This window comes from Streptomyces sp. CNZ301, assembly GCF_004217425.1.
Genome location: NZ_SHLG01000001.1, coordinates 4,101,980 through 4,127,371, shown reverse-complemented (window position 1 = coordinate 4,127,371; position 25,392 = coordinate 4,101,980). Strand labels below are relative to the sequence as shown.

Here is a 25,392-nt window from a genome sequence, read left to right as displayed (position 1 = left end):
GACGGCCACGACCGCCGGTACGGTCGCGCGGCGGGTCCTGTCGCGCAGGACCGCGCGCAGACCCCCGTCCGTCATCAGCGAGGTGCTGAGCCGGCTGAGCCCCCTGCCGGCCGCATCCCGGCCCGCACGGAAACCGGTCAGGGAGCGCCGGGCGCAGCCGAGGCAGCCGACGGACGGGACGGCAGCAGCGCCGCAACGGCAGCAGCGCGACTGGCGGGAAGCAGCGCCGCAACGGAAGCGGCACGGCGGCCACCGGTCCCAGCCGACGGACGGGATGGCAGCAGCGCCGCAACGGCAGCAGCGCGACTGGCGGAAAGCAGCGCCGCAACGGAAGCGGCACGGCGGCCCCCGGTCACCCGGGGTGTGCCGCCGTGCCGTTCATGCCGTTCCACCGAGGCGGAGCCGGGCCCCATCCCTGAGGCTCGGCGGAGGCGGGACCTTGGCCTCGGCCTCCGCCTCGGCTCCGGGGGCCCTGCCGGTACGCCTGGCTCCCCTCCGGCTCAGCCCTCCGGCTCAGCCCTCCGGCTCCGCTCCGGCTCAGCCCCCGGGCTCTCAGCCCTCGGCGGCGCCGTCCCGCAGCCACACCGTCGTCTCCCCGGGGATGCCGTCCCCGGTCAACGGGCCGCTGCTCAGCAGGACTTCACCCTCGGGCAGGGGCTTGGTGTCCGTGCCGAAGTTGGTCAGGCAGTGCCATCCGTCGGGACGCACGAAGTGCAGCAGGCCGTCCCGCTCCGTCGGCTCGTCGCCGCACCACGTCAGCGTCTCGTCGGTGCCGACGAGCTTGTGCCGCAGCCGCAGCGCCTCGCGGTAGAGCTCCAGCGTGGAGCCCTCCTCGCCCTCCTGTGCCTCCACGGACAGCTCGCCGAAACCGGCGGGCTGCGGCAGCCACGGGTTCTCGCCGCCGAAGCCGAACGAGGCGCCCGTACGCGTCCACGGAAGCGGTACGCGGCAGCCGTCGCGGCCCTTGCGGGTGTGCGAGCTGCGCTCCCACGTCGGGTCCTGGAGGTCCTCCTCGGTGAGGGAGGCGACCTCGGGCAGTCCCAGCTCTTCGCCCTGGTACATGTACGCCGACCCGGGCAGCGCGAGCTCCAGCATGGTGGCGGCCTTCGCCCGCCGCAGCCCGCGCTCGGCGTCGGCCTGCGGCTGCGTGCCGCCGCTGAGCAGCCACTCGTTGCTGTCGGCGCCGTCGGGGAGCGCGAAGCGCGAAGCGTGCCTGACGACGTCGTGGTTGGAGAGCACCCAGGTCGCGGAAGCCCCGGCCTCCTGGGCCGTGCGCAGCGAGACGTCGATGACCTCACGGAGCTCCCGGGCGTCCCAGCCGGTCTTCAGGTAGTTGAAGTTGAAGGCCTGGCCGAGGCCCTCGGGACGTGCGTAGAGCACCAGGCGGTGGTTCTTCACCCACGCCTCGGCGATGCCGACGCGGGGCGGGTCGTACTCGTTGAAGATCTCGCGCCAGTCCCGGTAGATCTCGTGGACCTCGTCGCGGTCCCAGAACGGGTGGCTGCCGTCCTCCATCTCCGCCATCTGCTCGTCGTACGGTCGCGGGCCCAGGTCGCGCAGCGGGTCCTCGAGGTCCTTCATCAGGGCGTTGGCCACGTCGATCCGGTAGCCGTCGACGCCGCGGTCCGACCAGAAGCGCAGGGTCTTGCGGAAGTCCTCGCGCACCTCCGGGTTCTCCCAGTTGAGGTCCGGCTGCTCCGGCGCGAAGAGGTGCAGGTACCACCAGCCGTCGGGCAGCCGGGTCCACGCCGGTCCGCCGAACGCGGACTCCCAGTCGGCGGGCGGCAGTTCACCGTTCTCGCCCTTGCCCTGGCGGAAGACGTAGCGCTGCCGCTCGGGCGATCCGGGCTCGGCACGCAGCGCCTGCTGGAACCACTCGTGGTCCTCCGAGGTGTGGTTGGGCACGATGTCGATGATCACCTTGATGCCGAAGTGGTGAGCCTCGGCGACCATCGCGTCGAAGTCCTCCAGCGTGCCCAGACGCGGGTCGACGTTGCGGTAGTCGGCGACGTCGTAGCCGCCGTCCGCCAGCGCGGACGGGTAGAAGGGGCTCAGCCAGACCGCGTCGACCCCGAGTTCGGACAGGTACGGCATCCGGGAGGTGATGCCGGGTATGTCGCCCAGGCCGTCGCCGTCGGAGTCGGCGAAGCTGCGGGGGTAGATCTGGTAGACGGCGGCCTGCCTCCACCAGTCGGGGCCGTCCTGGCGGTGCGGTGTGGTTGCGGTGCGGTCGGTCACGTCAGTCCTCGCTCATGCGGTCCTGTGCGGATCAGCGGTCTGGTGTCGATGGGGCGGGGGCTCGGTGGCTCAGGGACTCGCGGAGTCGTCGAAGGAGAGCCGCCGACGACCTGGACGGCGTCCCGCGCTCGGGGGCGCCCGGGCCCCGAAAGCCGTACGGACGGGGCGCTTACAGTGCGAGCCACACCGCGGCGTCCGGAGCCAGGCAGCCGTCGTCGAGCTCTCGACTCGCGAGCAGCACCTTGTCGTGCTGCGGCAGCCGATAAGGCTCGGCCGAGAAGTTGACGACGCACGCGAAGCCCGGGTCGCGGTTGAAGGCGAGCACTCCCTCGGGTGCGTCCCGCCAGGTCAGGCTGCCCTCACCGAGTCCGGGGTGGTCGCGGCGCAGTTGCAGGGCGCTGCGGTAGAGCTCCAGCATCGATGCGTCGTCACCGGTCTGGATCTCGACGCTGTGCTCCTTCCAGTACGCAGGTTGGGGCAGCCAGGGCTCTCCGGTGGCGTCTTCGGGGCTGAAGCCGAACGGCGCGGTCTCCCCGGACCACGGGATGGGCACGCGGCAGCCGTCACGTCCGCGGTCGGTGTGCCCGGACCGCTCCCACATCGGGTCCTGCAAGGCGTGTTCGGGCAGGTCCTCGACCTCCGGCAGGCCCAGTTCCTCACCCTGGTAGATGTAGGCGCCGCCGGGGAGGGAGAGCATCAGCAGGGCGGCCGCGCGGGCCCGCCGCGTTCCGAGTTCGAGGTCCAGGGCGCCTTCGGGCCGGAAGCGCTCGTTGGCCACCCACTTCTTCACCTGCTCGCGGCCGAAACGGCTCGGGGGGCGCGCGACGTCGTGGTTGGAGAGCACCCAGGTGGCCGGTGCGCCGACCGAGCCGAGCGTGGCGAGTGAGTCGTCGATGACCGCCCGCAGCTGTTTGGGGCTCCAACTGGCCATCAGGAAATCGAAGTTGAACGTCGTGTGCAGACCGTCCCGACGTACGTAGGCGGCGAGCCGCTCGGGGGTCTCCGCCCACGCTTCGGCGACGAACGACCGGTCGCCGGGAAACTCATCGGCGACCCGACGCCATGCGCGGTAGATGTCGTGCACCTCGTCGCGGTCCCAGTGCGGGTGAGGCACCCGTTCCCGGGGCTCCGGGCCGTCCGGGTCGACGCGGGGCGGCAGATCGGGCAGCTCGGGGTGCTTGATCAGGCCGTGCGCCACATCGATGCGGAATCCGTCCACTCCGCGGCTGAACCAGAACCGCAGGATGTCCTCGAACTCCGCTCTGACCTCCGGGTGTTCCCAGTTGAGGTCCGGCTGCTCGGGGGCGAACAGATGCAGATACCACTGTCCGTCGGGCATCCGGGTCCAGGCCGGGCCGCCGAAGACCGACCTCCAGTCGTTGGGCGGCTCGGCGCCTTCGGGGCCGCGGCCGGCCCGGAATATGTAGCGTTCCCGTTCGGGGCCGCCCGGCCGGCCGTGCAGCGCGGCCCGGAACCACTCGTGCTGGTCGGAGGTGTGGTTCGGCACGATGTCGGGGATGACGCGGAGGCCGTACTCGTGCGCCTCCTCGATGAGTTGCTCGGCCTCGGCCACGGTGCCGAACTGCGGGTCGATCTCACGGAAGTCCGCCACGTCGTAGCCGTGGTCGGCCATCGGCGACTTGTACCACGGGTTGATCCAAATGGCGTCGACGCCGAGCGACTTGAGATACGGCAAGCGAGAGCGAATGCCCGCGATGTCTCCGACTCCGTCGCCGTTCCCGTCGGCGAAGCTGCGGATGTACACCTGGTAGATGACGGCACTGCGCCACCAGGGTGCGGTGCTTGACATGCTGCTGCATGCTCCTTCGGGTAAGTGATTCGCGGAGAGGACCGGGCTACTTCGCCGAACCGGAGGTGAGGCCGGAAACGATGCGACGCTGGAAGACGATCACCAGGACGACGAGCGGGATGGTGACGAGAACGCCCGCCGCCATCTGGCTGCCGAACGGGACCTCGAACTCGGAGGCGCCGGTGAACTTGGAGACGGAGACAGGCGCGGTCTGCATGTCTTCCCTGTTCGTCATCGTCACGGCGATGAGGAATTCGTTCCAGGCGATGATGAAGACGATGATCGCGGTGGTGAACAGGCCGGGCGCGGCCAGCGGAATGATGATCTTGCGGAACGCCTGGCCTCGCGTGCAGCCGTCGACCATGGCCGAGTGCTCGAGTTCCTCCGGCATCTGCCGGAAGAAGGTGGTGAGGTTCCATACCGCGAGTGGCAGCGCGAAGGACAAGCTGGGCGCGATCAACGCCTGATAGGTGTTGATCCAGCCCAGGTCCGTGAACAGCTTCAGCAGCGGGACCACGATCGCCACCACGGGAAACATCGAAGTCGCGATGATCACCGTGAGCACGACGCGCTTGAAGCGGAACCGGAGCCGTGCCATGGCGTAGGCGGTGAAGGTGGCCAGAACCAGAGCCACGGACGTGGTGACGCCGGCCACGACGATGCTGTTGAGCATCGCCCTGGTGAACGCCTGGGACGGGTCGAAGACCGCGATGTAGTTCTCGATGGACGGGTGGCTGGGCAGCGCCGAGATCTCGAAGATGTCCGAGGTACGACGCAGGCTGGAGACCACCATCCAGTAGAACGGGGCCAGGCAGTAGGCGACCACGACGGCGACACCCGCATACGGAAGCCACCTGCGGATCTTTGCCGGGATACTCATGCCGAGACCTCCGTGCGACGTCGTGTCAGCCACCGGCGGCGGCGCTTGGGGGCGGGGCCGTCGTCGTCACGGACGAGATCTGTACCCAGCAACCGGACGAAAGCGAGCGCGATCAGGAAGACATAGATGAAGAGGATCACCGCGTATGCCGCAGCCGGCCCGAACCGCACATTCGACGCCTCGTCCTGAGCCAGCATGGACAACGTCTCCACCGATGCCTTCTTCGCGCCGATGAGGACGTAGGGAAGTTCGAACATCCGCAGTGCGTCCAGCGTCCGGAACAGCACGGCCACCAGCAGCGCGGGCTTCACCAGGGGCAGGGTGATGTTCCAGAACTGGCGCAGAGCGGTGGCGCCGTCGATCCGGGCGGCTTCGTAGACCTCCTTGGGGATCACCTGGAGGCCGGCCAGCACGAGCAGACCGATGAACGGCGCGGTCTTCCACACCTCGGCGATGATGACCGCGACCTGGGACTGGAATCCCTCCGTGGTCCACAGGACCTGTTCGCCGATGATCTTGTTGGCCACGCCGTTGCTGTTGAATATCCAGCGCCACAGGATTGCGGAGATGGCGGTGGGGATCGCCCAAGGGATCAGGATGCTGGCACGGACCAGCGCCCGGCCCTTGAAGGCCTTGTGCATGATCAGCGCCATACCCACACCGATCACCGTCTCCAGCATGACCGTGGTGACGGTGAAGAACGAGGTGTTCCAGAAGGCGTTCCAGAACCGGGAGCCCGCCTCCCCGAAGATGTCGGCGTAGTTGGACAGGCCCACGAACGGTTCCGTCTTGCTGACGAACCCCGTCTTCGGGTCCAGACCCGCGGTGCCGTAGAGCGAGTCCCTCAACGCCAGGATCGTGGGGTAGAGCACGACGATCGCCAGCACCAGCAGCGTGGGGGAGACCAGCAGCGCGGCCATCCGCGCCGATCCCGACGTCGCCCCGGGCCGCCGGCGCCGGCGCTTGGCCGGCGCCGGCGGCCCGCTGGGCGAACTGCCGCCCGAGCGGTCGTGCGACGACCGATCCGCACTGGCTGTCGCACTGCCGCCGGGGTTATGCGTTTCCACCATGAGCCCGCCGCTCCTTACTGCTGCGCCGTGGGCTTCTGAAGGGCCTTCTGGAGGTCCTTCAGGGCCTCCGCACTGCTCTTGGTGCCCGTCATGGCGGCGTAGGCCTCCTTCTGCATCGCGCTGCTCGCGTCGCCGTAGTTGACGACGCGGGGACGCGGCTGGGCAGTCAGGATCGACTTCTTGAGCGTGGGCAGGTACGGGAACTTCTTCACCATCTCCTCGTCGGTGTAGAGGCTCTCGTAAGGCGGGGCGAGAGAAGCCTCTTCGAGGGCGAAGCGGGCCTTCTCCTCACTGGTGAAGAACTTGATGAAGTCGATCGCCGTGGCCTTGTTCTTCGCCGAGGACGACAGGGCGAGATTGTGGCCGCCGAGGCTGGAGGTGCCGGGCCCCTTCAGGCCGGGCAGAGGGGCCACATCGAACTTCCCCGCGACCTTGCTGGAACCGTCGTCCTTCGATGCGAGGGAGTGCACGTACGGCCAGTTCCGCATGAAGATCAACTTGCCGCTCTGGAAGGCCTGTCGGCCTTCCTCCTCCTGGTAGGTGGTGGCTTCCTTGGGGATCGTCTTGTCCTTGACGGACTCGGCGAGGAAGTCCAGGCCCTTCTTCGCCTCGGGGGTGTCGAGGTTCGGCTTGCCCTTCGCGTCGAGCACGTCGCCGCCCGCGGAGTTCACGGCCTCGGAGAAGTTGACCGTCAGACCCTCGTACTTCTGGTGCTGCCCCGCGTAGCAGGACATTTTCTTCCCCTCGGGGAGCTTCTTGACCTTGTCACAGGCGTCCTTCATCTCCGCCCAGGTGGTCGGGGCCTTGTCGACGCCGGCCTTCTTCAGCAGGTCGTCGCGGTAGTAGAGAAGACCGCCGTCCGAGGCGTGCGGGATCGAGTACTGCCCGCCCCGGTACTTCCCCGTCTCCACGACGGGCTTCATCATCTTGTCCAGCGGGAACTTGTCCGCGGGCAGCCGGTCGATCCACTGATGGGCTGCGAACTCCGAAGTCCACACGACGTCGAGGGACAGCACCGTGTACGCGTCGGACTTCGTCTGCGCGTTCTGGATCATCTGCTGACGCTGCGCGTCGGCGTCCGTGGGCAGTTCGACGAAGGTCACCTTCTCCTTAGGGTGCGCCTTGTTCCATTTGTCGATCACCTTCTGAACGGACCCGCCGGCGTCCTTGCCTGCCACGTACTTGATGGGGCCGCGGCCCTTGAACGTGGGGTTCTTCTGAGCGGCGTCATCGCCGCCGGACGATCCGCAGGCGGTGGCCATGAGGCCGGCGAGAACGACGGCCGAGCACTGAACCGCCCTGGTAGCACTGGTCTTCACGTTGTCTCTCCTAACGGTGGAACCGAATCGGGCGAATCGTTCCGGCGCGCAGCCGCCGACCCGTTTCGGCGAACGAGGGCTTACTCCCCGTTGGGACGAAGGCGCACAGTCGTCCGCCGGTCCTCGGAGGGGCGAACTCTGCGGATGGACGCAGCGATGACGACATCTGTCCCGTCGTCACGGTTGCCCCGGCGGGTCACGTAGGCGTAGGCCTGGGCAAGGAACTCTCCATCGGCAACGTCCGGATACCGGCCATCGACAGCCGAAGGGTCACTCCAGGGACAGCACCGGGTGACCTTCTCGGAACTCGCAGCAGCCATGCGAATCTCATCCCTTCACCGGCCGCACTTTCAGACGGTGTGCATGGACGCTCAAACACCCGATAGAGGCGCTGTCATAGACGAATTGAACGACCGAACTGCAGGTCAAAGCCGTGAAGACGCACGCCATGCGTGCATGGCGTTGACTACTTCAAGACAGCGCGTTCAACGTATGGATGCATATGCGGGAAGTCAATGGGTGTCACGCAGGGATCTCTTAGATCTCTGCTACGAAATGTCCGTTTTGATGTGAGAAAAGCCCAGCATTCAAAGGTTGAACTGTCGTTGGCTTCCGTGGCAGCGCTGTCATCAGCTGCCGCTGCAAGGGGCTTCCCGTGCTAGCGTCCCCGTCATGCCACCAGCACAACGGCACCCCACAATGGTTGACGTCGCCGAACGGGCCGGGGTCTCCCCTTCCACCGTCTCCCGCACGCTGCGCGGACTCTCCACCGTCTCGCCCGAAGTCCGCGTCCGGGTCGAACGGGCAGCCCGCGAACTGAACTTCGCGGTCTCCCGCCAGGCCGCCAGCCTGGCCACCGGCAAGACGGGGGTGGTGGCCGTGCTCACGCCCGTTCTCAATTCGTGGTTCATGGGCTCGGCGCTGGACAGCCTGGCGCCGATACTGCGCGCGGCGGGCATGGATCTGCTCATCTACGTCACGCCGGACATGACCGAACGCGCCGACTTCTTCGAACGTCTCCCGGCCCGGCGGAACGCCGACGCCCTGCTGGTGTTCTCCTTCGACCTCACCGAGGAGGAGGGTGCGCGTCTGGACGACCTGGAGATTCCGGTCATCTACGTGAGCCAGCACGCCGAGGGACGAGCGAGCGTGTACATCGACGATGTGGCCGGGGGGCGTCGAGGGACCCAGTATCTGCTCAACCTCGGACACCGCCGTATCGCCTTCGTGAAAACGATGGGTCCCAGCGGGTTCAGCTTCAGCTCCAACGAACGGCTGACCGGCTACCGGCAGGCGCTCACCGAAGCAGGAATCCCCCTGGACGACGATCTCGTGGTCACCGCCTCCAGCTTCGGCGACAAGCGAAGAGTCGTGGAGGCGGTCGGGCAGCTGCTCAGCCTGCGGCAGCCGCCCACCGCGATCTTCGCCGAACAGGACCAGGCTGCCGTCTCGGTCCTCTGGACCCTGCGCAAGAGCGGCATCGACGTCCCCGAGCAGATGTCCGTACTCGGCTTCGACGACCACGATGTCGCCCGTTGGTCGGACCTGTCCACGATCGCCCAGTCGCCCTCGGACATCGGACGTGTCGCCGGCGAACTGGCTCGTTCACTCGTCAACGACCCCGATGCCGACCAGGGCCAGCACATCGTCCTGCCCACACGTCTGATCCTGCGGGCCAGTACGGCGCCGTTGCCGCGCGAGGAGACGCTGTCGCCCCATGGCGGCGCGGACCCATCTGACGCGGAGTCCCCCGGTCACTCCGACGACGGCCCCTGACGGCTGGTCGGCCAAGGGGGGCGAGGCGAAACGCGGAGCACGAAGACCCGGCCCAGGTTCACGTCGCGTACGACGACGGCCGGGCCGGAACCGCTGGTCGTGTACCGGTATTGCATCCTCGGCCCAGTGCTCGTCCACGGGTCGTGCAGCGAACCGCCTTCGTAGTCACCGGAGTTGCAGTAGTGGTACGAGCGGACGCGGAGCGCACCCGCAAGACCGGAGGACGGCAACGGGCCCGACCGCCCGGCCCGTTCGCGCGGCAGGCCGCGCACCGCGGCGGCCAGGGGCGGCCCAGTCGGGCGAAACCGCCGCGGACGCGGCGAGCCTGACCGGCGCCGCCGACGGGAGCCCGTTCACTCGGCCCATGTGGCATAAAAATCACATCATTCGTAGAGCTGCCGTCTCCTTCGCCTCGATCACCGTGCTCACCGGCCTCGCCGGTGCCGACCAGACCGCCGCGCACGCCGCGAGCGGACAGTCGCCTGCCTCGCCCTCGATCCCGGCCTCGACTTCGGCTTCGGCCTCCGTCCCGTCCTCCACTCCGGCCCGCGCCTCCGCCCCGACGGTCACCGCGACCGGCACTCCGGGGACCCGCACCGGTTCGGGCTCGGACAGGCGGCTGAGGCGCGACCCGCGCCTGTCAGGTGCCGAGATCTTCCAGGGCGAGGCCTTCGACACCTGCCACACCCCTTCGTCCTCCCTCATGCGCGCATGGCACGGCACATCCCCGTTCGGTGCGGTCGGCGTCTACATCGGCGGCCGTGGCCGCGCATGCCCGGACCAGCCGAACCTCACCAGCTCCTGGGTGCGCTCCGTGGACCGCATGGGCTGGAAGGTGCTGCCCATCTACGTCGGTTCGCAGTCGCCCTGCGTCGAAGCCGCGCGCAAGCGCCAGTACGCGATGAGCCACAAGGCGCCCGGACAGCGCGGACAACGCGAGGGACGCGACGCGGTGGCCGCGGCCAAGAAGCTGGGCATGGCCGGGCACAGCGCCATCTACCTCGACATGGAGTCCTACGACAACTCCTCGACCCGGTGCGCGGCCACCACGCTCCGCTTCGTCCAGGGATGGAACCGTGCGGTGCGGAAGGCCGGCTACCACCCGGGCTTCTACAGCAGCGCGAACTCCGGCATCGCGCACATGAACGGAGCGCGCAAAGCAGGCAGGAAGGACCTTCCGGAGGCAGTGTGGTTCGCGGACTGGAAGGCACCGGCGTCCGTGGGCCACAACAAGTACCTCGACGCGGGAGCCTGGCACCCGCACCGCCGCATCCACCAGCACGACGGCAACGTGACCCGCACCTACGGCGGCCGGCGCCTCAGCATCGACCGCAATCTCGTGGACGCCCCCGTCGCCGTCGTCCCCTGAGCCCGGCTGAACACCGTCCTGCACCGCTGTCCCAACCCGCACGACGGCGGGGCGCCCGGAACCCGGAGTCGCGCCCCTGACGCACCCCGACCCCCGCGTACTCCCGAGTCCACCCTGCGGAGGTGAATCCGGCACCGCCTCTCCCCCAGAGGGGGAGGCGGCTTCGGGACCTCGGGGCGATCCGCCGCGGGCCGCCCGCTCCTAGCTTTGGACCATGACCACGCCTGGTACAGCCGGGAGGGCCGGCAGCGACTCTCCGTCCGTGACGCCGCTGACGTTCACGTCGTACGTGCGTGCCCGCGGGCCGGTGCTGCTGCGCACCGCGCGCTCGCTCACGGCCAACCCCTGCGATGCCGAGGACCTGCTCCAGACGGCGCTCACCAAGACGTACCTGGCCTGGGAGCGGATCGAGGACCACCGGGCCCTCGACGGCTACGTGCGCAGGGCCCTGGTGAACACGCGCACCTCGCAGTGGCGCAAGCGCCGCGTCGACGAGTTCGTCTGCGACGAACTGCCCGAGCCCGAGCCGCAGCAGGGACCCGACCCCGCCGAGGCGCAGGCCGTGCGCGACGCGCTGTGGCACGCCGTTCTCAGGCTGCCCGCCCGGCAGCGGGCGATGGTCGTGCTCCGCTTCTACGAGGACCTGAGCGAGGTGCAGACGGCCGCGGTGCTCGGAGTCTCCGTGGGGACGGTCAAGAGCGCCGTCTCCCGTGCGCTCGCGAAGCTCCGGGAGGACCCGCAGCTCGCGGCGGACGTCCTGGGCGGAGAGACCGACGGTCCCGCCCGTACCGCGGAGCCCGTCCAGGAGGCCGCCGCGGCGGCCTGACGGAAAGGGGTCTTGGCGAGCCCGCCCACGCCGGAGACGCGGGGACGTCCACACCGGAGACGCGGGAGCTCACGCCGGCGGCGAGGGGACGCTCGCGGCGCTCCCCCGGCCGCGGAAGGACCGCGCCCTGCCTTGAAGTTCTCGCCTCCGAGTAGTGACGTACCGCGCGGTATGCGTCCAGAATCGCAGCACAGTACCCGTCCGTAACTCGGGGAGGCCCCAGGTGCTCAGCACAATGCAGGACGTACCCCTGCTCGTTTCCCGCATCCTCCGTCATGGATCGACCGTTCACGCCGAATCACGGATCACGACCTGGACGGGGGAGGGGGAGCCGCGCAGGCAGAGCTTCGGGGAGACGGGTGAGCGCGCCGCCCGGCTCGCCCACGCGCTCCGCGACGAACTGGGCGTCGTGCGCGAGGACCGAATAGGCACCCTCATGTGGAACAACGCCGAGCACGTGGAGGCGTACTTCGCCGTCCCCTCGATGGGGGCGGTGCTGCACACGCTGAACCTCCGCCTCCCCGCGGACCAGTTGGTGTGGATCATCAACCACGCCGCTGACCGCGTCATCGTGGTCAACGGCTCCCTGCTGCCGCTGCTCGCCCCGCTGCTGCCCTCCCTGGAGACGGTGGAGCACATCGTCGTCGTGGGGCCCGGTGACACCTCGGTGCTCGAGGGCTGCCGCCAGCCCGTGCACGACTACGAGCAGCTTCTGGAGGGCCGCCCCACCACCTACGACTGGCCCGAGCTGGACGAGCGCGAGGCCGCCGCCATGTGCTACACCTCCGGCACCACCGGAGATCCGAAGGGCGTCCTCTTCTCCCACCGCTCCATGTACCTGCACAGCATGCAGGTCAACATGACGCAGTCCATGGGCCTCACGGACGCGGACACCGCATTGCCGGTCGTGCCGATGTTCCACGTCAACGCCTGGGGACTTCCCCACGCGACCTTCATGACCGGCGTGAACATGCTGATGCCGGACCGCTTTCTCCAGCCCGGCCCGATCGCCGAGATGATCGACGCCGAACGACCCACGTACGCCGCCGCCGTCCCGACCATCTGGCAGGGACTGCTCACCGAACTCGCCGAGAAACCGCGGGACATCTCGTGCCTGCGCATGGTCACCATCGGGGGCTCGGCCTGCCCGCCCGCGATGATGCGCGCCTTCGAGGAGGAGCACGGCGTGCGCGTCTGCCACGCCTGGGGCATGACGGAGACCTCGCCCCTCGGCAGCTTCGGCCACCCGCCGGCGGGGCTCAGCGCGGAGGAGGAGTGGCCCTACCGCATCAGTCAGGGGCGCTTCCCCGCCTCCGTCGAGCCCCGGCTCGCCGCGCCGGACGGCACCTTCGCCCCCTGGGACGGCCGGTCGCCGGGCGAACTGGAGGTGCGCGGCCCGTGGATCACCGGCGCCTACTACGGCGGCGCCGACGGCGAACCCCTGCGCCCCGAGGACAAGTTCAGCCCCGACGGCTGGCTGCGCACCGGCGACGTCGGCGTGATCACCCCGAACGGCTATCTGACGCTCACCGACCGCGCCAAGGACGTCATCAAGTCCGGCGGCGAGTGGATCTCCTCCGTCGAACTGGAGAACGCGCTCATGGCGCACGAGGCCGTCGCCGAGGCGGCGGTCGTGGCGGTGCCGGACGAGAAGTGGGGGGAGCGGCCGCTGGCGACCGTCGTCCTCAAGGAGGGCGTGGAAGGCGTGGGTTACGAGCAGCTGCGTGACTTCCTCGCCGAGCGCATCGCGCGGTGGCAGCTGCCCGAGCGGTGGGCGGTCATCCCGGCGGTGCCGAAGACGAGCGTCGGCAAGTTCGACAAGAAGGTGCTGCGGCGGCAGTACGCGGCGGGAGAGCTGGACGTCACCCGGATGTGAGGAGGGGACGGAACGGGGCCGGCGCGGCAGGCCGGCCCCGTCCCGCCAGGTCCGGCGCCGGGGCGGGCACCACGGCGAAGTGGCCGTGCCCGCCCGGGTCGACGCGCGAAGATCATGCTCCGGGCGGGACGCTCATTGAGCGCCGATCTTCCTCAGCATGTCCACGATGCGCTGCTGGACCGCGTCGCTCGTCGACCGCTCCGCGAGGAAGAGGACCGTCTCGCCCGTGGCCAGCCGCGGCAGGTCCGCAGGATTCATGTCGGCCGACGTGTAGATGACGAAGGGCGTGCGGCTCAGCAGCCCGTTCACGCGCAGCCAGTCGATGATCCCGGCACGCCGCGTGCTCACCTGCATCGCGTCCATCACCACGAGGTTCGGCCGCATCTGCGCCGCCACGTTCACCGCGACCTCGTCCGTCTGCGCGTGCGCGACCTGGATTCCGCGCCTCTCCAGGGAAGCCGCCAACGCGCCCGCGATCGGCGGGCGTTCCTCGACCAGCAGCACACGCGGGGGGTGCTGCTCGCTGTCGCGCGGGGCGAGGGCCTTCAGCAGCACCGCCGGGTCGGCGCCGTACGCGGCTTCCCGCGTCGCCTGCCCGAGGCCCGAGGTGACCATGACGGGCACCTCGGCCGCGACGGCCGCCGTACGCAGCGACTGGAGCGCGGTACGGGTGATCGGGCCGGTGAGCGGGTCGACGAACAGCGCGGCAGGGCGGGCCGCGATCTGCGCCGCGACCTCCTCGCGCGAATGCACGACGACGGGACGGTAGCCGTGCGCGGAGAGCGCCTGCTGAGTCGCGGCGTCCGGCTCGGGCCACACCAGCAGCCGCCGCGGATTGTCCAGCGGCTCCGGCGGCAGCTCGTCGTCCACGCCCTGGGCGGGAACGGGAACACCACGCCCGTCGCTCATCTCGACGGGACTGTTCGGCCCGTCCAGCGGCTCCGGCCCCTCGGCCGAGCCCGCCGCCGGAGCGCCGATCGTGAACTCGCGCGCCGGAGGCTGGTTTCCGCGACCGGGCGCCGGCCCCCGGCGGCCCTGCCCCGGCCGCCCGGCGGGCTGCTGCCCGCCATCCCGCGCGGGCTCCGCCAGCTTGCGGCGCCTGCCGGAACCGGGCGGCGTCGACGGAGTGGACGGTATGGCCGTCCCCGGCGCGGGCGTGTGCCCCTGGTGGGGCGAGGGCACCGGGCGGGGCACGGAATGCCCGTAGGACTGCGGCCCGCCGGGCCTCTCCGTCATTCCCGGCGTGACGGGGACACCCTGGCCGAGCGTCTGCACACGGTGGTGGCCGGTCTCGTAGGACGCCTGCTCGTCGGCGCTCGGGGCGCCGGGCATCGGCAGCCCCCGCGGCTGCTGCGGAATGTTCTGCGGGAGCGGGCCGCCGCCGAGGATCGGACTGGCGGCCACCACCGAGTGCTCCACCGGCTGCTGTTCGGGCTGTTCGGGCTGTTCGGGCTCCTGCTCCGGCGGCGGGGCGCTCTGCTGCGCGGGCACCTGCTGGGCAGGCACCTGCTGGGCGGGCACCTGTTGGGCGGGCACCTGCTGCGGCACGGCACCGTTCTGCTGCCCGGCCGGCACCGCCTCCTCGACAACGGCACCCGCGCCGTTGCTCCCGGGCTGCGGCCGGCCGGGCGCGGCAGCGTACTGCGCGCCCTGCGGGACCGCTTCGCCGTCGGTGTGCGCCCGCGCCAGCCTGCGCGCCCTGCGGCCCCCGGACTGCGCGGCGGCGCCTTCGTCGCCCTGACCGGACTGTGCCTGCTGTGCCTGCTGAGCCTGCTGCGGCTGTACGGGCTGCGCCTCCGCGGGCGGCGCCTGGCCCGGCTGCTCCTGCACGGGACGGCGCCCCCTCCGTCCCGTGCCCGGCTGAGACTGCTGCTGCGCGGGCAACGGCTGTGCGCCCGCGGCGTCTTCGCCCTCCGCGGCGTGAGCCTGCACGCCGGCGCCGTCCGTACCGGGTGGCGGCGGCGAGAGCGTCCGCCGCGACCGCCGGCCCGCGCCCGCCTGCTGCGGCACGGCCACACCGGCCTGCTCCGCGGCGTCGGCGGAGTCACCGGCGGCGGCAGGCAGTTGAGGAAGGGCCCCGCCCGGTGCGGCGGCGGCCTGCTGCTGGTGCTGCTCCTCGGCCGCGCTGGGGCGGCCACGGCGACGGCCGGTCGGCGCCCCTCCGTCCGAGGCCTGCTGCTGCTCCTGCGCGTTCCGTGCCTGGAACTGGTCGGGGATGCCCGCGGCCGGCGGCATGTCCGAGACGTCCCCCGTACCCGTCCACGCCCCCGCGGCCTGCTCCGCCGCCGGCGCCTCCGTGCCGCGCACGGGCTGCGCGGGCACCGGCATCACCGTCGTCTCTTGCCCGTCGCGGCCTCGCCGGTCGGACCCGCCGCCCGTGGCACCGGCCCGGTCACCACCGGCGGACGTCTCGGCGGCGCCGCCCCCGGCGTCCGCCTTGAGAGGCACTTCCAGCACATACGCGCTGCCGCCCGCGCCGGGCACCTCGTGCGTCTGCAGCACACCGCCGTGCCGCTCCACCGTGCCGCGGACGATGGGCAGATGGACCGGGTTGCCCCCGCCGTAGGGCCCGCGCACCTCGATCCGTACGACGTCCCCACGCTGCGCCGCGGCGACCACGATCGTCGTGTCGAGCCCGGGCGTCACCACGGTGGTGTTGCCCGTCGCGTCCACTCCGGCCACGTCCGCGATCAGATGCGCCAGTGCCGTCGTCAGCCGCTCCCCGTCCACCTCCGCCTCGATCGGCGGCGCGTGCACCGCGAACTGGGCGCGGCCCGGCCCGATCAGCTCGACGGCGCCCTCGACGCCGTTCGCCACGACCGAGTCCAGTGACGTCATCTCCCGGCGCAGCTTCTCCCGGCCCGCGTCGAGGCGCTGGTAGCCGAGCACGTTGTCCACGAGCGTCGTCATGCGCGCGTAACCGGCCGCGAGGTGGTGGAGGATCTGGTTGGCCTCGGGCCAGAGCTGCCCGGCCGGGTCGGCTGCCAGCCCCGACAGCTCGTCCCGCAGCCGGTCCAGCGGCCCGCGCAGCGAGTCCTGCAGCACGGCCAGCAGCTGCTCGTGCCGGGAGGCCAGCGCCTCCTGGGCGCGGCGGTCGCTGAAGGTGACCACGGCCCCGACGAGCTGGTCCCCGTCGCGCACCGGAGCCGTCGTGATGTCGACGGGCACCGCATGCCCGTCCTTCGCCCACAGGACCGTGCCGGCACGCACGCGGTGCTTGCGCCCCGATTTGAGGGTGTCGCTGAGAGTGGTCTCCTCGTACGGCAGCGGACTGCCGTCGGGGCGGGAGTGCAGCAGCAGCGAGTGCAGCTCCTGACCGCCGAGGTCCCCGGCGCGGTAGCCGAGGATCTGCGCCGCCGCAGGATTGACGAGGACGATCAGCCCCTCGGTGTCCACGCCGAGGACGCCCTCCGACGCGGCGCGCAGGATCATCTCCGTCTGGCGCTGCTGGCGGGCGAGTTCTGCCTCCGTGTCGAGGGTGCCGGTGAGATCGCGTACGACGAGCATCAGCAGCTCGTCGCCCGTGTACGAGTGGCCGGGGCCGTGGTCGGCGAAGGCCGCCTCGAAGGCGGAGGCGTACGGCGTGCGCCCGTCCTCCAGGTTGGCGCTCGTGACCTCGACGTAGAACTCGCTGCCGTCGGTGCGCCTCGCGACCATGCGCGTCGGGCGCTGGCGCTGCTCGAGTTCGGCGGCGGCCTCGTCCGGCCTGCGCATCGAACCCGGAATCCGTTTCGAGTCGAATTCGGGCAGCAGATCGAGCAGCCCTCGCCCCACCAGCGCGGTGCCGGGGGCCTCGAACGCTTCGAGCGCGATGGTGTTGGCGTTCACCACCGTGCCGTTGCAGTTGACCAGCAGCAGCGCGTCAGGCAGTGCGTCGAGTATGGCGGCGAGACGAGCAGCGCCTCGGGATGGCCGGCTGCTCACGACGGAATTTCCTCCCTGCTAACACGGTGCCGGTGACCGGTCGCCCGGTCCTGTCCGTCCGGTCACGGCTGCCAGTGTGCCGCTGACCCCGGGCATGCCACCAGAGGGAAGTCTACGGGCAGAGGCCGTTCCGGCGGCCAGTGCTGTGCGGAGTGCACAAGACGGCGGCGAGGCCCGCCGCCCGCCCTCCGCCGGGCCGCGACCGTCGCCCGGGGCCCGCCCGCGGGGCCCCGGGCGGGTGTATCCGGTGACGAGAGCCGGGAGCGGCCGAGGGCGTCGCATGGAGGCACCGCGCGGAGGTTGTTCCACTGCTCCAACGCACCGCGCGGGCGGCGGCCGTCAGCGTCCCGCGTCAACCTGCGGAACGTTCCCGGTCATCGGCGGTAGGTGCCGCGAATCGCTTTGCCGGGCGGCATCGGAACCGAGTACGGTAGGGGCCGATTGGAGACAGCCGGTGAGGCTGTGCCATCATCAGCACGCACCGGCCCGTCGGCGACGGCGGACGTGCCTGGAGGCTTCGCCTAGTCTGGTCTATGGCGCCGCACTGCTAATGCGGTTTGGGGATAACCCCCCATCGAGGGTTCAAATCCCTCAGCCTCCGCTTCCGGTCCCCAGGGGCCGCAGCCGATCTCCAAGATCACCGAACCCCGGCTCCCGAGGCCGGGGTTTCGTGTGTCCGCCACCGGGTCTGCTCACGCTTTCCGAGACGCGTCACAGAAGGTCGCCGAAGCGCGTGACAGAAGGCGTTCGCGAGGGTGTTTCCGCAGTTCAGAAGGGGTACGGCTTACCGATTTCGCCTCTGGGTGCCGTTCATGTAATGTTGTTCCCGCAACATCGCAGGGTTGATCAACAGCCCACGCGGCAAGCGCTCGTAGCTTAACGGATAGAGCATCTGACTACGGATCAGAAGGTTGCAGGTTCGAATCCTGCCGAGCGCGCAGCAAGTCAGGGCCCGGTTCCCAAGTCTGGGAACCGGGCCCTTTCGTTGTGCTTGGTGGCGCCTGTGCCAACAGGCGTGCTCGCAACCGTCGTTCAGCAGCTGCGCGATGGGGTCCGCGATGTCGGCGGAGCGGGTCAGGGTCGCTCGTGCGTACACACGAAGCGTGATGGCTGAACCTTGATCGAGCCGCATGGGGCGTCTGGGGCCAAGTCCTGCTTTTCTGAGGCCGGGCTCAGGCGCTGTGTACTGCTCCAGGACCAGCGGGCGACCGGCTCATCGGGCTGATCGTGTCATCGGGCACTGACAGCACCTCTCCGTGTCGCCGCCGGCCGATCAGCGGGAGCGTGGTGCCTGAGGGGCGCGTGCGGGTCGGTGCCGGTTGGGGTGTGGTCGGTGTGCACTGTCGCGGCGGTCAGCCGCGGCACGGCGTGGATCAGGGCGTGTTCGGCTTCGACGGCCAGCTGGTGCGCGGTCACGACGGTCAGGTGCGGGTCGACGATGATGTCCGCCTCCGCACGCAGTGCGTGACCGATCCAGCGCATTCGCACCTGGCCCACACCTCGAACGCCGTCGACGTCACGCAGCGCGTCCTCGGCTTGCTCCACCAACTGCGGGTCGACGGAGTCCATCAGGCGCCGATACACCTCACGTGCCGCGTCCTTCAGGACGAAGAGGATGGCCACGGTGATGAGCAGACCGATGACCGGGTCCGCGTAGCGCCAGCCGAGCGCAGCGCCGCCGGCGCCGAAGAGAACGGCGAGGGAGGTGAAGCCGTCGGTGCGGGCGTGCAGTCCGTCAGCAACCAGAGCGGCTGAACCGATCCGTCGCCCGGTGCGGATGCGGTACCGGGCGACCCATTCATTGCCCAGGAATCCCGTCACGGCAGCGGCGGCGACCGCCCACAGGTGGGTGATGTCGCGAGGGTGGAGCAGCCGGTCCAGCGCCGCCCATGCGGCGAGGGCCGCCGAGGCGGCGATGGTGACGACGATGAGGATGCCGGCCAGGTCCTCGGCCCGGCCGTAGCCGTAGGTGTAGCGGCGGTTGGCCGCTCGCCTCCCGAGCATGAACGCGATCGCCAGCGGCACGGCGGTCAGTGCGTCCGCGGCGTTGTGGATCGTGTCGCCGAGCAGGGCGACCGAGCCGGACAGGGCGACGATGACCGCTTGAATCACGGTGGTGAGACCGAGGGCGGCGAGGGAGATCCACAGCGTGCGCATCCCCTCCCGGGAGGTCTCCATCGCCGCGTCCACCTTGTCGCCCGCCTCATGGCTGTGCGGTGTGACGAGGTGCGCGAGCCGATGCCGGAGTCCCGCTGTTCGGGACTCGTGCCCGTGCCCCTGCCCGTGATCGTTGTCGTGGTCGGTGGTGTGGTCGTGCTGTTTCCCCTCCATGACAGACCACCGTGGCACAGGGATTCCATTGCAGCTACAGCCGTCATACCCGTCTTGACCAGCTGCGATACAGTCGCAATTACCCTTGGGGGGTATCAGTGCGCCTTGACCGCCGACGGAGTGTGCCCGAGTTCTGTGACCACCTGTTCGATCTTGCTGCTGAGCGGCGGCTCGCTGCGGGCCTGGACCGCCACGTCGGCCCGTCGGCTACTGCGCCGCTCACCCAAAAATGTCGTGAGGAAGACTGACGGCTTTGCGTGCTTCGCGCACGGATTCGCTCGCACTGGCAATACGCAGATATCCGCCGGCGGCACTCAGGCCGTCTTGCAGGCCGGCCACCCCGTGCAGCGCGCCGCATTCGCATTGACTTATGCCGGCCATGTCCAAGCGGATACGGCGTTGATTGTGACTGAGGCAGTACCAAACGTAGTCACGGAGCGTATACATGGTCCGGACATCGAGTCGTCCCTTGAGCAGGAGAATGCCTTCATCGCCCTGTACCCCAGCCAGTACGGTGACGGTGAGTGGTGAACTGTCCTCGGTCGGACGATTCACTGGGCTGGGACTTCCTTGCGGCATTGCACTGACCGCCTGAAGGATCTGGATGTCTCTGAGGAGACCTTGAATCCAGGATACGTACCGGTCGGGGCACGAGGGGCTCAGTAGTTTCGCGCGACGGCGGTCTTGTTCTGTTCCTGCTGCCGTACATCGCCATAGGGCTCGCCGTGGCCGCGGATCTCGCCGCCGGGCCAATCTCGGGCTGCTTCCTCTGATCGCCATCGGCCCTGCGTTCGCCACTTTCAGCGGTTCTGCCACCACGGGCGCCGCGGGAACGCCTCCGGCACCGTGGTCACCCTTCCCGCCTCGTCCTCTATCCCTGCTGCCCGTACTGACCCTGCTGGTACGGAGGCGGACCCGGTTGCTGCGGGGGCCCGTACTGGGGCTGGGGAGCGGACTGCGGGGGCGGAGCCGGCTGCCCGTACTGCTGAGGCGGTGCCTGCCCCGGGGGAGCCGGCGGCGGCTGATGTGCCTGTTGGTGTGCATGTCCACCGTGGCCGTACGGCCCCTGCGTTGCCGGCTGCGGAGGCGGGAACTGCCAGTGCGGCGCGGGAGGTTGCTGCGGCTGACCGGCCCCCGTTACAGGGGCCTGCGCCGGCTGTGCGGCCGGAGCGCCGGGAGCCTGCTGGGGGAAGCCGAAGCCCTGCCCGCCGAACTGCCCGCCGAACTGATTCTGCCGGCCGGGCAGTTGGCCGCCGGGCGGCAGATAGCGTGTGCGGCCGTTCTCGTCCCGCACTGGAGTGAGGCCGGCCTGGCGGAGGACGTTCTCGAAACGGGCGTTCCGCTTGCGGTTCCACAAGAAGCCGCCGCCGAGTGTCAGCAGAAGCAGTACGCAGACCACGATGCCGACGACCGGGCTCGTCCCGGCGGACAGGTTGCGCAGCACCAGGACGGCGCATCCGGCGGTCAGCCCGATCCCGGCCATGAGCATGCGCTTCTCGGCACTCTTGCCGGTGAGGTCGAAGTTGATCCGGGCCTTGAGGAGTTCCAGATGGGGGGCGGCGTCCGGAAGCGGATTGAGCTTCCCGCCCGGCTGCATCCCCGGCAGATCGCCGCCGTTGCCCGCCTGCGGGAACCGTGCGTGGTTGTCCGCCGCGCGGCGCTGCGCCTCCGGGGCCGGGTCGCGGTGGATGGTCAGCACCACCTTGGGCGCCCGCCCACCGGTCTGGTGCGTGTCCCCGTACATGAAGCCGAACTGCTCGGCGACCAGCACCAGTCGGGCCAACCCGGTGACCCTCCCTGTCCTGCTGACGACCTGCACGGTCGGCGCGGCGGCCATTTCGCGCAGCATCTTGTCGACCTGGCTCACGTGCTTCCCCTCCCCCTGGGCGAACGTCCCGGGCAGCATACGGCTCGGCTCCGACAGCACTCCTGCGTGGGTCGCGGCGGCGGTGACGCGGCTGCGATGAGCCGGTCATGCGCCGCCGCGTGGAGCTCCGTTGCCGTCCACAGCCTGTGCATGGAGTGGCGGCGCACAAGGCGGGCGGCGCAGTTCGTGCACGTGCACACGTCGCACCTCGGCACCGCGGGAGAGGAGCGTGAACGTCCGGTTCAACTCCGCGGCCCGGCATGGTGCCGAGCTCACCGGACGGCGTCCGTTCACGCTTCCATCGGCGGGAGGCCGGGCAGCACCTTTTCGAGCGTGATGGGGAAGTCGCGCACGCGTGTTCCCGTGGCGTTGAAGACCGCGTTCGCGACGGCCGCGCCGGCTCCGCAGATGCCCACTTCCCCGGCGCCCTTCGCACCCAGGACGTTGGCCTTCTCGTCGTACCCGTCGAGCACGGTGACGTCGACGTCGGGAATGTCGGCGTGGACCGGCACGAGGTACTGCGCGAGATCCCGGGTGGTGATGGCGCCCGAGCGGGGGTCCACGAAGGCGTCCTCCTCGAGAGCCGCGCCGACGCCCCAGATCATGCCGCCGATCAGCTGCGAGCGGACGGTCTTGGCGTTGAGGACGCGGCCCACGGAGAAGACGCCCAGCATCCTGCGCAGCCGGATCTCCGCGGTGTCGGCGTCGACGCCGACCTCGGCGAAGTGGGCACCGTAGCTGTGGATCGAGTAGTCCGTGTAGTTCGGCTCATCGGTCATCAACGGAATCTCGCCCTCTGCCTCCACGCCGTCGGGGTGGTTGCGCGCGACGATCTCCCTCATCGGCTCGGACCGCCCGGCGATCCTCAACTCACCGTCCGAGAACAGCGCGTCCGCCGGGTCCATGCCGTCCAGCGGGGACCGGGCGTCGCCGCACGCCGTCGACAGCAGCTTCTCGCGCAGGGCCTGACACGCGCGGTGGAGCGCGGTGCTCGAATTGGAGGCGCCCCAAGAACCGCCGGAACCCGCGCTGACGGGAAAGTCGGAGTGCCCGAGTTCGACGCGCACCTGATCGGGCGTCAGTCCCATTGCCTCCGCTGCTACTTGGGTGAGGATGGTGTAGGTGCCCGTACCGAGGTCGGTCATGTCCGACTGCACGACGACGGTCCCGTCGGTCTCCATCCGCGCACGCACCGCTGTCGGTACCTGGAAGTGCCCGCGGATGGCGGCGGCCATGCCATAGCCGACCAGCCACCGTCCCTCGCGGACACTCGCGGGCGTCGTGGGGCGGCGTTCCCAGCCGAACCGGCGCGCCCCTTCACGAAGGCACTCGACCAAGCGCCGTTCGCTGAACGGCACGCCCCGCTCGGGATCGACGGTGGGCTCGTTGCGGATCCGCAGCTCCACGGGATCCATCCCGAGCTGGTGGGCCAGCTCGTCCATCGCGGACTCCACCGCGAGCAGACCCGGGGCTTCGCCCGGAGCGCGGACGTCCGATCCCTGGGGCAGGTCGAGCGGCGTCACGCGATGGGTCGTGGACCGGTTGGGCGCGGCGTAGAGGCTGCGGGTGGTGCCGGCCGTCGGCTCCCCGAACTCCCTGTCGGCTCTGGTGTGCATCGTGACGTCGTGGGCGATCGCCTCCAGCCGCCCGTCGTACGCAGCGCCCAGCCGCACCCGCTGGCTGGATGTGGGGCGAAGGCCGGTGAGGTGGAACATCTGCTGCCGCGTCTGTGCGACCTTGACCGGCCGGTCCAGGGCGCGAGCGGCGAGCGCCGCCAGGATCGTCTCCGAGTGGATGTTCAGCTTGGAGCCGAATCCTCCGCCGATGTAGGGGGCAACGATGTGGATGCGCGCCGGGTCGATATCGAGCGTGGCGGCGAGCGAGGCCTGTGCGGCGTCGACGATCTGGGAACTGACGTGGACCGTCAGGTCCTCGCCGCGCGGCTCGACCAGACACGCGTGTGGCTCCATCGGCATGGACAGCTCGTAGGGAGTCGTGTAGACCTCGTCGACCTTCACGGCCGAACCGTCGAACGCCGCGTCGAAGTCACCGACGGTGGTATCGGCGGGGATACCGGGTGGGACCGATGCCGGGGCGTACCCCTCGTCCTTGTGGGCGGAGAAGTCGAATCGTCCCGGCTCGGCGGCGTATTCCACGTCGACCAGCTCGGCCGCCGCCCGTGCCTGCTCCAAGGTTGCGGCGACGACCAGCGCCACCGGCTCACCGTAGTGGTGGATCTCCGGACCGGTCAGTACCGGCTTGGCGCGCCAGTACTCGACAGGATCGGACTCGTCGCGGGTGCCCTGGGCCGGTGCGTTGTGATGGGTCATCACCATGTGGACGCCGGGGGCGCCCTCGGCGCCTCCGGCGTCGATCCGCGCGACCCGGCCCTTGCCGATGGTCGCCCCGACGATGAACCCGTACAGCGGCGGGGTCTCCACCCAGTGCTCGTAGGCGTACGTGGCGCGGCCCGCGACCTTCAACGGGCCGTCGACGCGGTTCAGGGCCTGTCCGATCATCTCGCGTCTCCTCCGCCTGCCTGGGCAGCTTGCGCAAGCGTGCGGCACAGCGTGCGCCTGGCCAGTTCGATCTTGAAGTCGTTCCGTCCCCGTCCCACCGCGTCCCGCATCGCCGTCTCGGCGGCCGCGCGATAGGTGGCCATCGTCGCGGGACGGCCCGTCAGCGCGTCCTCGGCCTCCACGGATCGCCACGGCTTGTGGGCCACGCCGCCGAATGCCACCCGCGCGTGGCTGATCGTTCCGTTCTCGGTGGAGAGGACGGCCGCCACGGAGACCAGCGCGAATTCGTACGACGCCCGGTCGCGCACCTTGCGGTAGATCTGCCGGCCCGGAGGGGGCGGGGGCAGAAGCACGGCGGTGATCATCTCGCCGGGCCGCAGCACCGTCTCGATGTGCGGGGTGTCGCCCGGCAGTCTGTGGAAGTCCGTGACGGGCACGCGGCGCACGGTCTGCTCGGCGTCGAGCAGTTCGACCTCCGCGTCGAGCGCGGCCAGCGCGACGGCCATGTCCGAGGGGTGGGTGGCGATGCAGGAGCTGCCGGCGCCGAGGATCGCGTGGATCCGGTTGAACCCGCCGATCGCCGAACACCCGGAGCCGGGGTTCCTCTTGTTGCAGTCCGCGGCGGTGTCGTAGAAGTACGGGCAGCGCGTGCGCTGCAGCAGGTTGCCGCCGGTGGAGGCCTTGTTCCGCAACTGTCCCGACGCGCCGGCGAGCAGCGCCTGCGACAGCACCTCGTAGCGGGTGCGCACCCGGGTGTGGGCGGCCAGATCGGAATTCGCCGTCTGGGCGCCGACGCGCAGTCCGCCGTCGGGGAGTTCCTCGACGTCCCGCAGTGGAAGCCGGCTGATGTCGACGAGGTGGCCGGGCTTCTCGATGTCGAGCTTCATCAGGTCGAGGAGGTTGGTGCCGCCGCTGATGAACTTCGCGTCGGCCCTGGAGACCGCGTCGACGGCGGCCTGCGCGGTCATCGCTCTTTCGTAGGTGAACGACCTCATGCCGAACCTCCCTCCGCGGCGTCGCGGATGGCCGCGACGATGTTCGGATAGGCGGCGCACCGGCAGATGTTGCCGCTCATGCGCTCCCGGATCTCCTCGTCGCTCAGCTCGACCTGGGGCGACGCCACGTCAGCGGTCGCGTGGCTGGGCCAGCCCGCCTCCACTTCCGAGAGCATGCCGACTGCAGAGCAGATCTGGCCGGGCGTGCAGTACCCGCATTGGAAGCCGTCGTGTTCGACGAAGGCCCGCTGCATGGGGTGCAGGCCCTTGACGCCGTCCAGGCCTTCGATCGTGGTGATCTCGTCGTCCTCGTGCATCACGGCCAGCGTCAGACAGGAGTACACGCGCCGGCCGTTGATCAGCACCGTGCAGGCGCCGCACTGTCCGTGATCGCAGCCCTTCTTGGTCCCGCCCAGTCGCAGATGCTCGCGGAGCGCGTCCAGGAGCGACGTGCGCGGGTCCACATCGAGCTGCCGCACCTGGTCGTTGACGCTCAGCTTGATCGCGGAGGTGCTGTCCCCGTTGCCCTGGCCCTGCTCCGCGCCGTTCGTTCCTGATTCGTTCATCGCAGCCCACCTTCCTCGGCGATCAT

17 protein-coding genes and 2 tRNA genes are annotated in these 25,392 nt (G+C 70.0%); 6 read left to right on the top strand and 13 right to left on the bottom strand.

The genetic code is table 11. The annotated features are described in order from the left end of the window. Nucleotides 1-552: 552 nt before the first annotated feature. From EV375_RS17825 to EV375_RS17805, 5 genes are all read right to left on the bottom strand, one after another. A complete protein-coding gene (locus EV375_RS17825; protein ID WP_130300304.1) occupies nucleotides 553-2,238 on the bottom strand; it encodes a glycoside hydrolase family 13 protein in 1,686 nt (561 codons plus the stop codon). A 169-nt stretch (nucleotides 2,239-2,407) separates the two neighbouring features. Next, nucleotides 2,408-4,048: a glycoside hydrolase family 13 protein gene (locus EV375_RS17820; RefSeq protein WP_130300303.1), complete on the bottom strand. Its 1,641-nt coding sequence runs from the start codon at nucleotides 4,046-4,048 to the stop codon at nucleotides 2,408-2,410. A gap of 46 nt (nucleotides 4,049-4,094) precedes the next feature. After that, nucleotides 4,095-4,928 (bottom strand): carbohydrate ABC transporter permease, encoded by an 834-nt coding sequence (locus EV375_RS17815; RefSeq protein ID WP_130300302.1) that lies wholly within the window; start codon nucleotides 4,926-4,928, stop codon nucleotides 4,095-4,097. After that, nucleotides 4,925-5,998 (bottom strand): carbohydrate ABC transporter permease, encoded by a 1,074-nt coding sequence (locus EV375_RS17810; protein WP_207228159.1) that lies wholly within the window; start codon nucleotides 5,996-5,998, stop codon nucleotides 4,925-4,927. The genes EV375_RS17815 and EV375_RS17810 overlap by 4 nt, the downstream gene beginning before the upstream one ends. Nucleotides 5,999-6,012: 14 nt before the next feature. Further along, nucleotides 6,013-7,317, bottom strand: a complete 1,305-nt coding sequence (locus EV375_RS17805; protein WP_486588552.1) for an ABC transporter substrate-binding protein — start codon at nucleotides 7,315-7,317, stop codon at nucleotides 6,013-6,015. A gap of 672 nt (nucleotides 7,318-7,989) precedes the next feature. Here EV375_RS17805 and EV375_RS17800 point away from each other — a divergent pair. Next, nucleotides 7,990-9,093: a LacI family DNA-binding transcriptional regulator gene (locus EV375_RS17800; protein WP_486588551.1), complete on the top strand. Its 1,104-nt coding sequence runs from the start codon at nucleotides 7,990-7,992 to the stop codon at nucleotides 9,091-9,093. A 378-nt stretch (nucleotides 9,094-9,471) separates the two neighbouring features. Here the strand turns inward: EV375_RS17800 and EV375_RS29740 are convergent, their stop codons facing one another. Then, nucleotides 9,472-9,798: a hypothetical protein gene (locus EV375_RS29740; protein ID WP_486588550.1), complete on the bottom strand. Its 327-nt coding sequence runs from the start codon at nucleotides 9,796-9,798 to the stop codon at nucleotides 9,472-9,474. Here EV375_RS29740 and EV375_RS17795 point away from each other — a divergent pair. The 3 genes from EV375_RS17795 to EV375_RS17785 all read left to right on the top strand — a co-directional run bounded on the left by EV375_RS17795 (nucleotide 9,797) and on the right by EV375_RS17785 (nucleotide 13,164). Then, nucleotides 9,797-10,462: a DUF1906 domain-containing protein gene (locus EV375_RS17795; RefSeq protein ID WP_486588549.1), complete on the top strand. Its 666-nt coding sequence runs from the start codon at nucleotides 9,797-9,799 to the stop codon at nucleotides 10,460-10,462. The genes EV375_RS29740 and EV375_RS17795 overlap by 2 nt on opposite strands. A 214-nt stretch (nucleotides 10,463-10,676) precedes the next feature. Continuing rightward, nucleotides 10,677-11,288, top strand: a complete 612-nt coding sequence (locus EV375_RS17790; protein ID WP_130300300.1) for a SigE family RNA polymerase sigma factor — start codon at nucleotides 10,677-10,679, stop codon at nucleotides 11,286-11,288. Between the two features lie 223 nt (nucleotides 11,289-11,511). Further along, nucleotides 11,512-13,164 (top strand): long-chain fatty acid--CoA ligase, encoded by a 1,653-nt coding sequence (locus tag EV375_RS17785; protein WP_130300299.1) that lies wholly within the window; start codon nucleotides 11,512-11,514, stop codon nucleotides 13,162-13,164. Nucleotides 13,165-13,296: 132 nt separating this feature from the next. Here the strand turns inward: EV375_RS17785 and EV375_RS17780 are convergent, their stop codons facing one another. After that, nucleotides 13,297-17,088, bottom strand: a complete 3,792-nt coding sequence (locus tag EV375_RS17780; protein ID WP_130300298.1) for a PAS domain-containing protein — start codon at nucleotides 17,086-17,088, stop codon at nucleotides 13,297-13,299. Between the two features lie 510 nt (nucleotides 17,089-17,598). Between EV375_RS17780 and EV375_RS17775 the strand changes: the two genes are divergently transcribed. Beyond that, nucleotides 17,599-17,689, top strand: a tRNA-Ser gene (locus EV375_RS17775). A 264-nt stretch (nucleotides 17,690-17,953) separates the two neighbouring features. Then, a tRNA-Arg gene (locus tag EV375_RS17770) sits at nucleotides 17,954-18,026 on the top strand. 292 nt (nucleotides 18,027-18,318) lie between these two features. On the opposite strand, the gene EV375_RS17765 is transcribed toward EV375_RS17770, so the two are convergent. From EV375_RS17765 to EV375_RS17740, 6 genes are all read right to left on the bottom strand, one after another. Continuing rightward, complete coding sequence (locus EV375_RS17765) at nucleotides 18,319-19,419, bottom strand: cation diffusion facilitator family transporter (RefSeq protein ID WP_130300297.1); 1,101 nt, start codon at nucleotides 19,417-19,419, stop codon at nucleotides 18,319-18,321. 219 nt (nucleotides 19,420-19,638) lie between these two features. Continuing rightward, complete coding sequence (locus EV375_RS17760) at nucleotides 19,639-19,974, bottom strand: STAS domain-containing protein (protein WP_130300296.1); 336 nt, start codon at nucleotides 19,972-19,974, stop codon at nucleotides 19,639-19,641. Nucleotides 19,975-20,290: 316 nt separating this feature from the next. Continuing rightward, a complete protein-coding gene (locus EV375_RS17755) occupies nucleotides 20,291-21,286 on the bottom strand; it encodes a hypothetical protein (protein ID WP_486588548.1) in 996 nt (331 codons plus the stop codon). A 290-nt stretch (nucleotides 21,287-21,576) separates the two neighbouring features. Next, on the bottom strand, nucleotides 21,577-23,805 hold the full coding sequence (locus EV375_RS17750) for a xanthine dehydrogenase family protein molybdopterin-binding subunit (protein WP_130300295.1): 2,229 nt from the start codon (nucleotides 23,803-23,805) through the stop codon (nucleotides 21,577-21,579). Continuing rightward, nucleotides 23,802-24,800, bottom strand: a complete 999-nt coding sequence (locus EV375_RS17745) for an FAD binding domain-containing protein (protein WP_130300294.1) — start codon at nucleotides 24,798-24,800, stop codon at nucleotides 23,802-23,804. The genes EV375_RS17750 and EV375_RS17745 overlap by 4 nt, the downstream gene beginning before the upstream one ends. After that, the gene (locus tag EV375_RS17740; RefSeq protein WP_130300293.1) at nucleotides 24,797-25,366 is read right to left on the bottom strand and encodes a 2Fe-2S iron-sulfur cluster-binding protein; all 570 of its coding nucleotides are present in this window, start codon (nucleotides 25,364-25,366) and stop codon (nucleotides 24,797-24,799) included. The genes EV375_RS17745 and EV375_RS17740 overlap by 4 nt, the downstream gene beginning before the upstream one ends. Nucleotides 25,367-25,392 lie beyond the last annotated feature (26 nt).

What these genes read in the sequence shown, in the direction of transcription:
- EV375_RS17820 (WP_130300303.1), bottom strand. Translation starts at nt 4,048, where the DNA reads ATGTCAAGCACCGCACCCTGGTGGCGCAGTGCCGTCATCTACCAGGTG.
- EV375_RS17815 (WP_130300302.1), bottom strand. Translation starts at nt 4,928, where the DNA reads ATGAGTATCCCGGCAAAGATCCGCAGGTGGCTTCCGTATGCGGGTGTC.
- EV375_RS17810 (WP_207228159.1), bottom strand. Translation starts at nt 5,998, where the DNA reads ATGGTGGAAACGCATAACCCCGGCGGCAGTGCGACAGCCAGTGCGGAT.
- EV375_RS17800 (WP_486588551.1), top strand. Translation starts at nt 7,990, where the DNA reads ATGCCACCAGCACAACGGCACCCCACAATGGTTGACGTCGCCGAACGG.
- EV375_RS17795 (WP_486588549.1), top strand. Translation starts at nt 9,797, where the DNA reads ATGCGCGCATGGCACGGCACATCCCCGTTCGGTGCGGTCGGCGTCTAC.
- EV375_RS29740 (WP_486588550.1), bottom strand. Translation starts at nt 9,798, where the DNA reads ATGAGGGAGGACGAAGGGGTGTGGCAGGTGTCGAAGGCCTCGCCCTGG.
- EV375_RS17790 (WP_130300300.1), top strand. Translation starts at nt 10,677, where the DNA reads ATGACCACGCCTGGTACAGCCGGGAGGGCCGGCAGCGACTCTCCGTCC.
- EV375_RS17765 (WP_130300297.1), bottom strand. Translation starts at nt 19,419, where the DNA reads ATGGAGGGGAAACAGCACGACCACACCACCGACCACGACAACGATCAC.
- EV375_RS17750 (WP_130300295.1), bottom strand. Translation starts at nt 23,805, where the DNA reads ATGATCGGACAGGCCCTGAACCGCGTCGACGGCCCGTTGAAGGTCGCG.
- EV375_RS17745 (WP_130300294.1), bottom strand. Translation starts at nt 24,800, where the DNA reads ATGAGGTCGTTCACCTACGAAAGAGCGATGACCGCGCAGGCCGCCGTC.
- EV375_RS17740 (WP_130300293.1), bottom strand. Translation starts at nt 25,366, where the DNA reads ATGAACGAATCAGGAACGAACGGCGCGGAGCAGGGCCAGGGCAACGGG.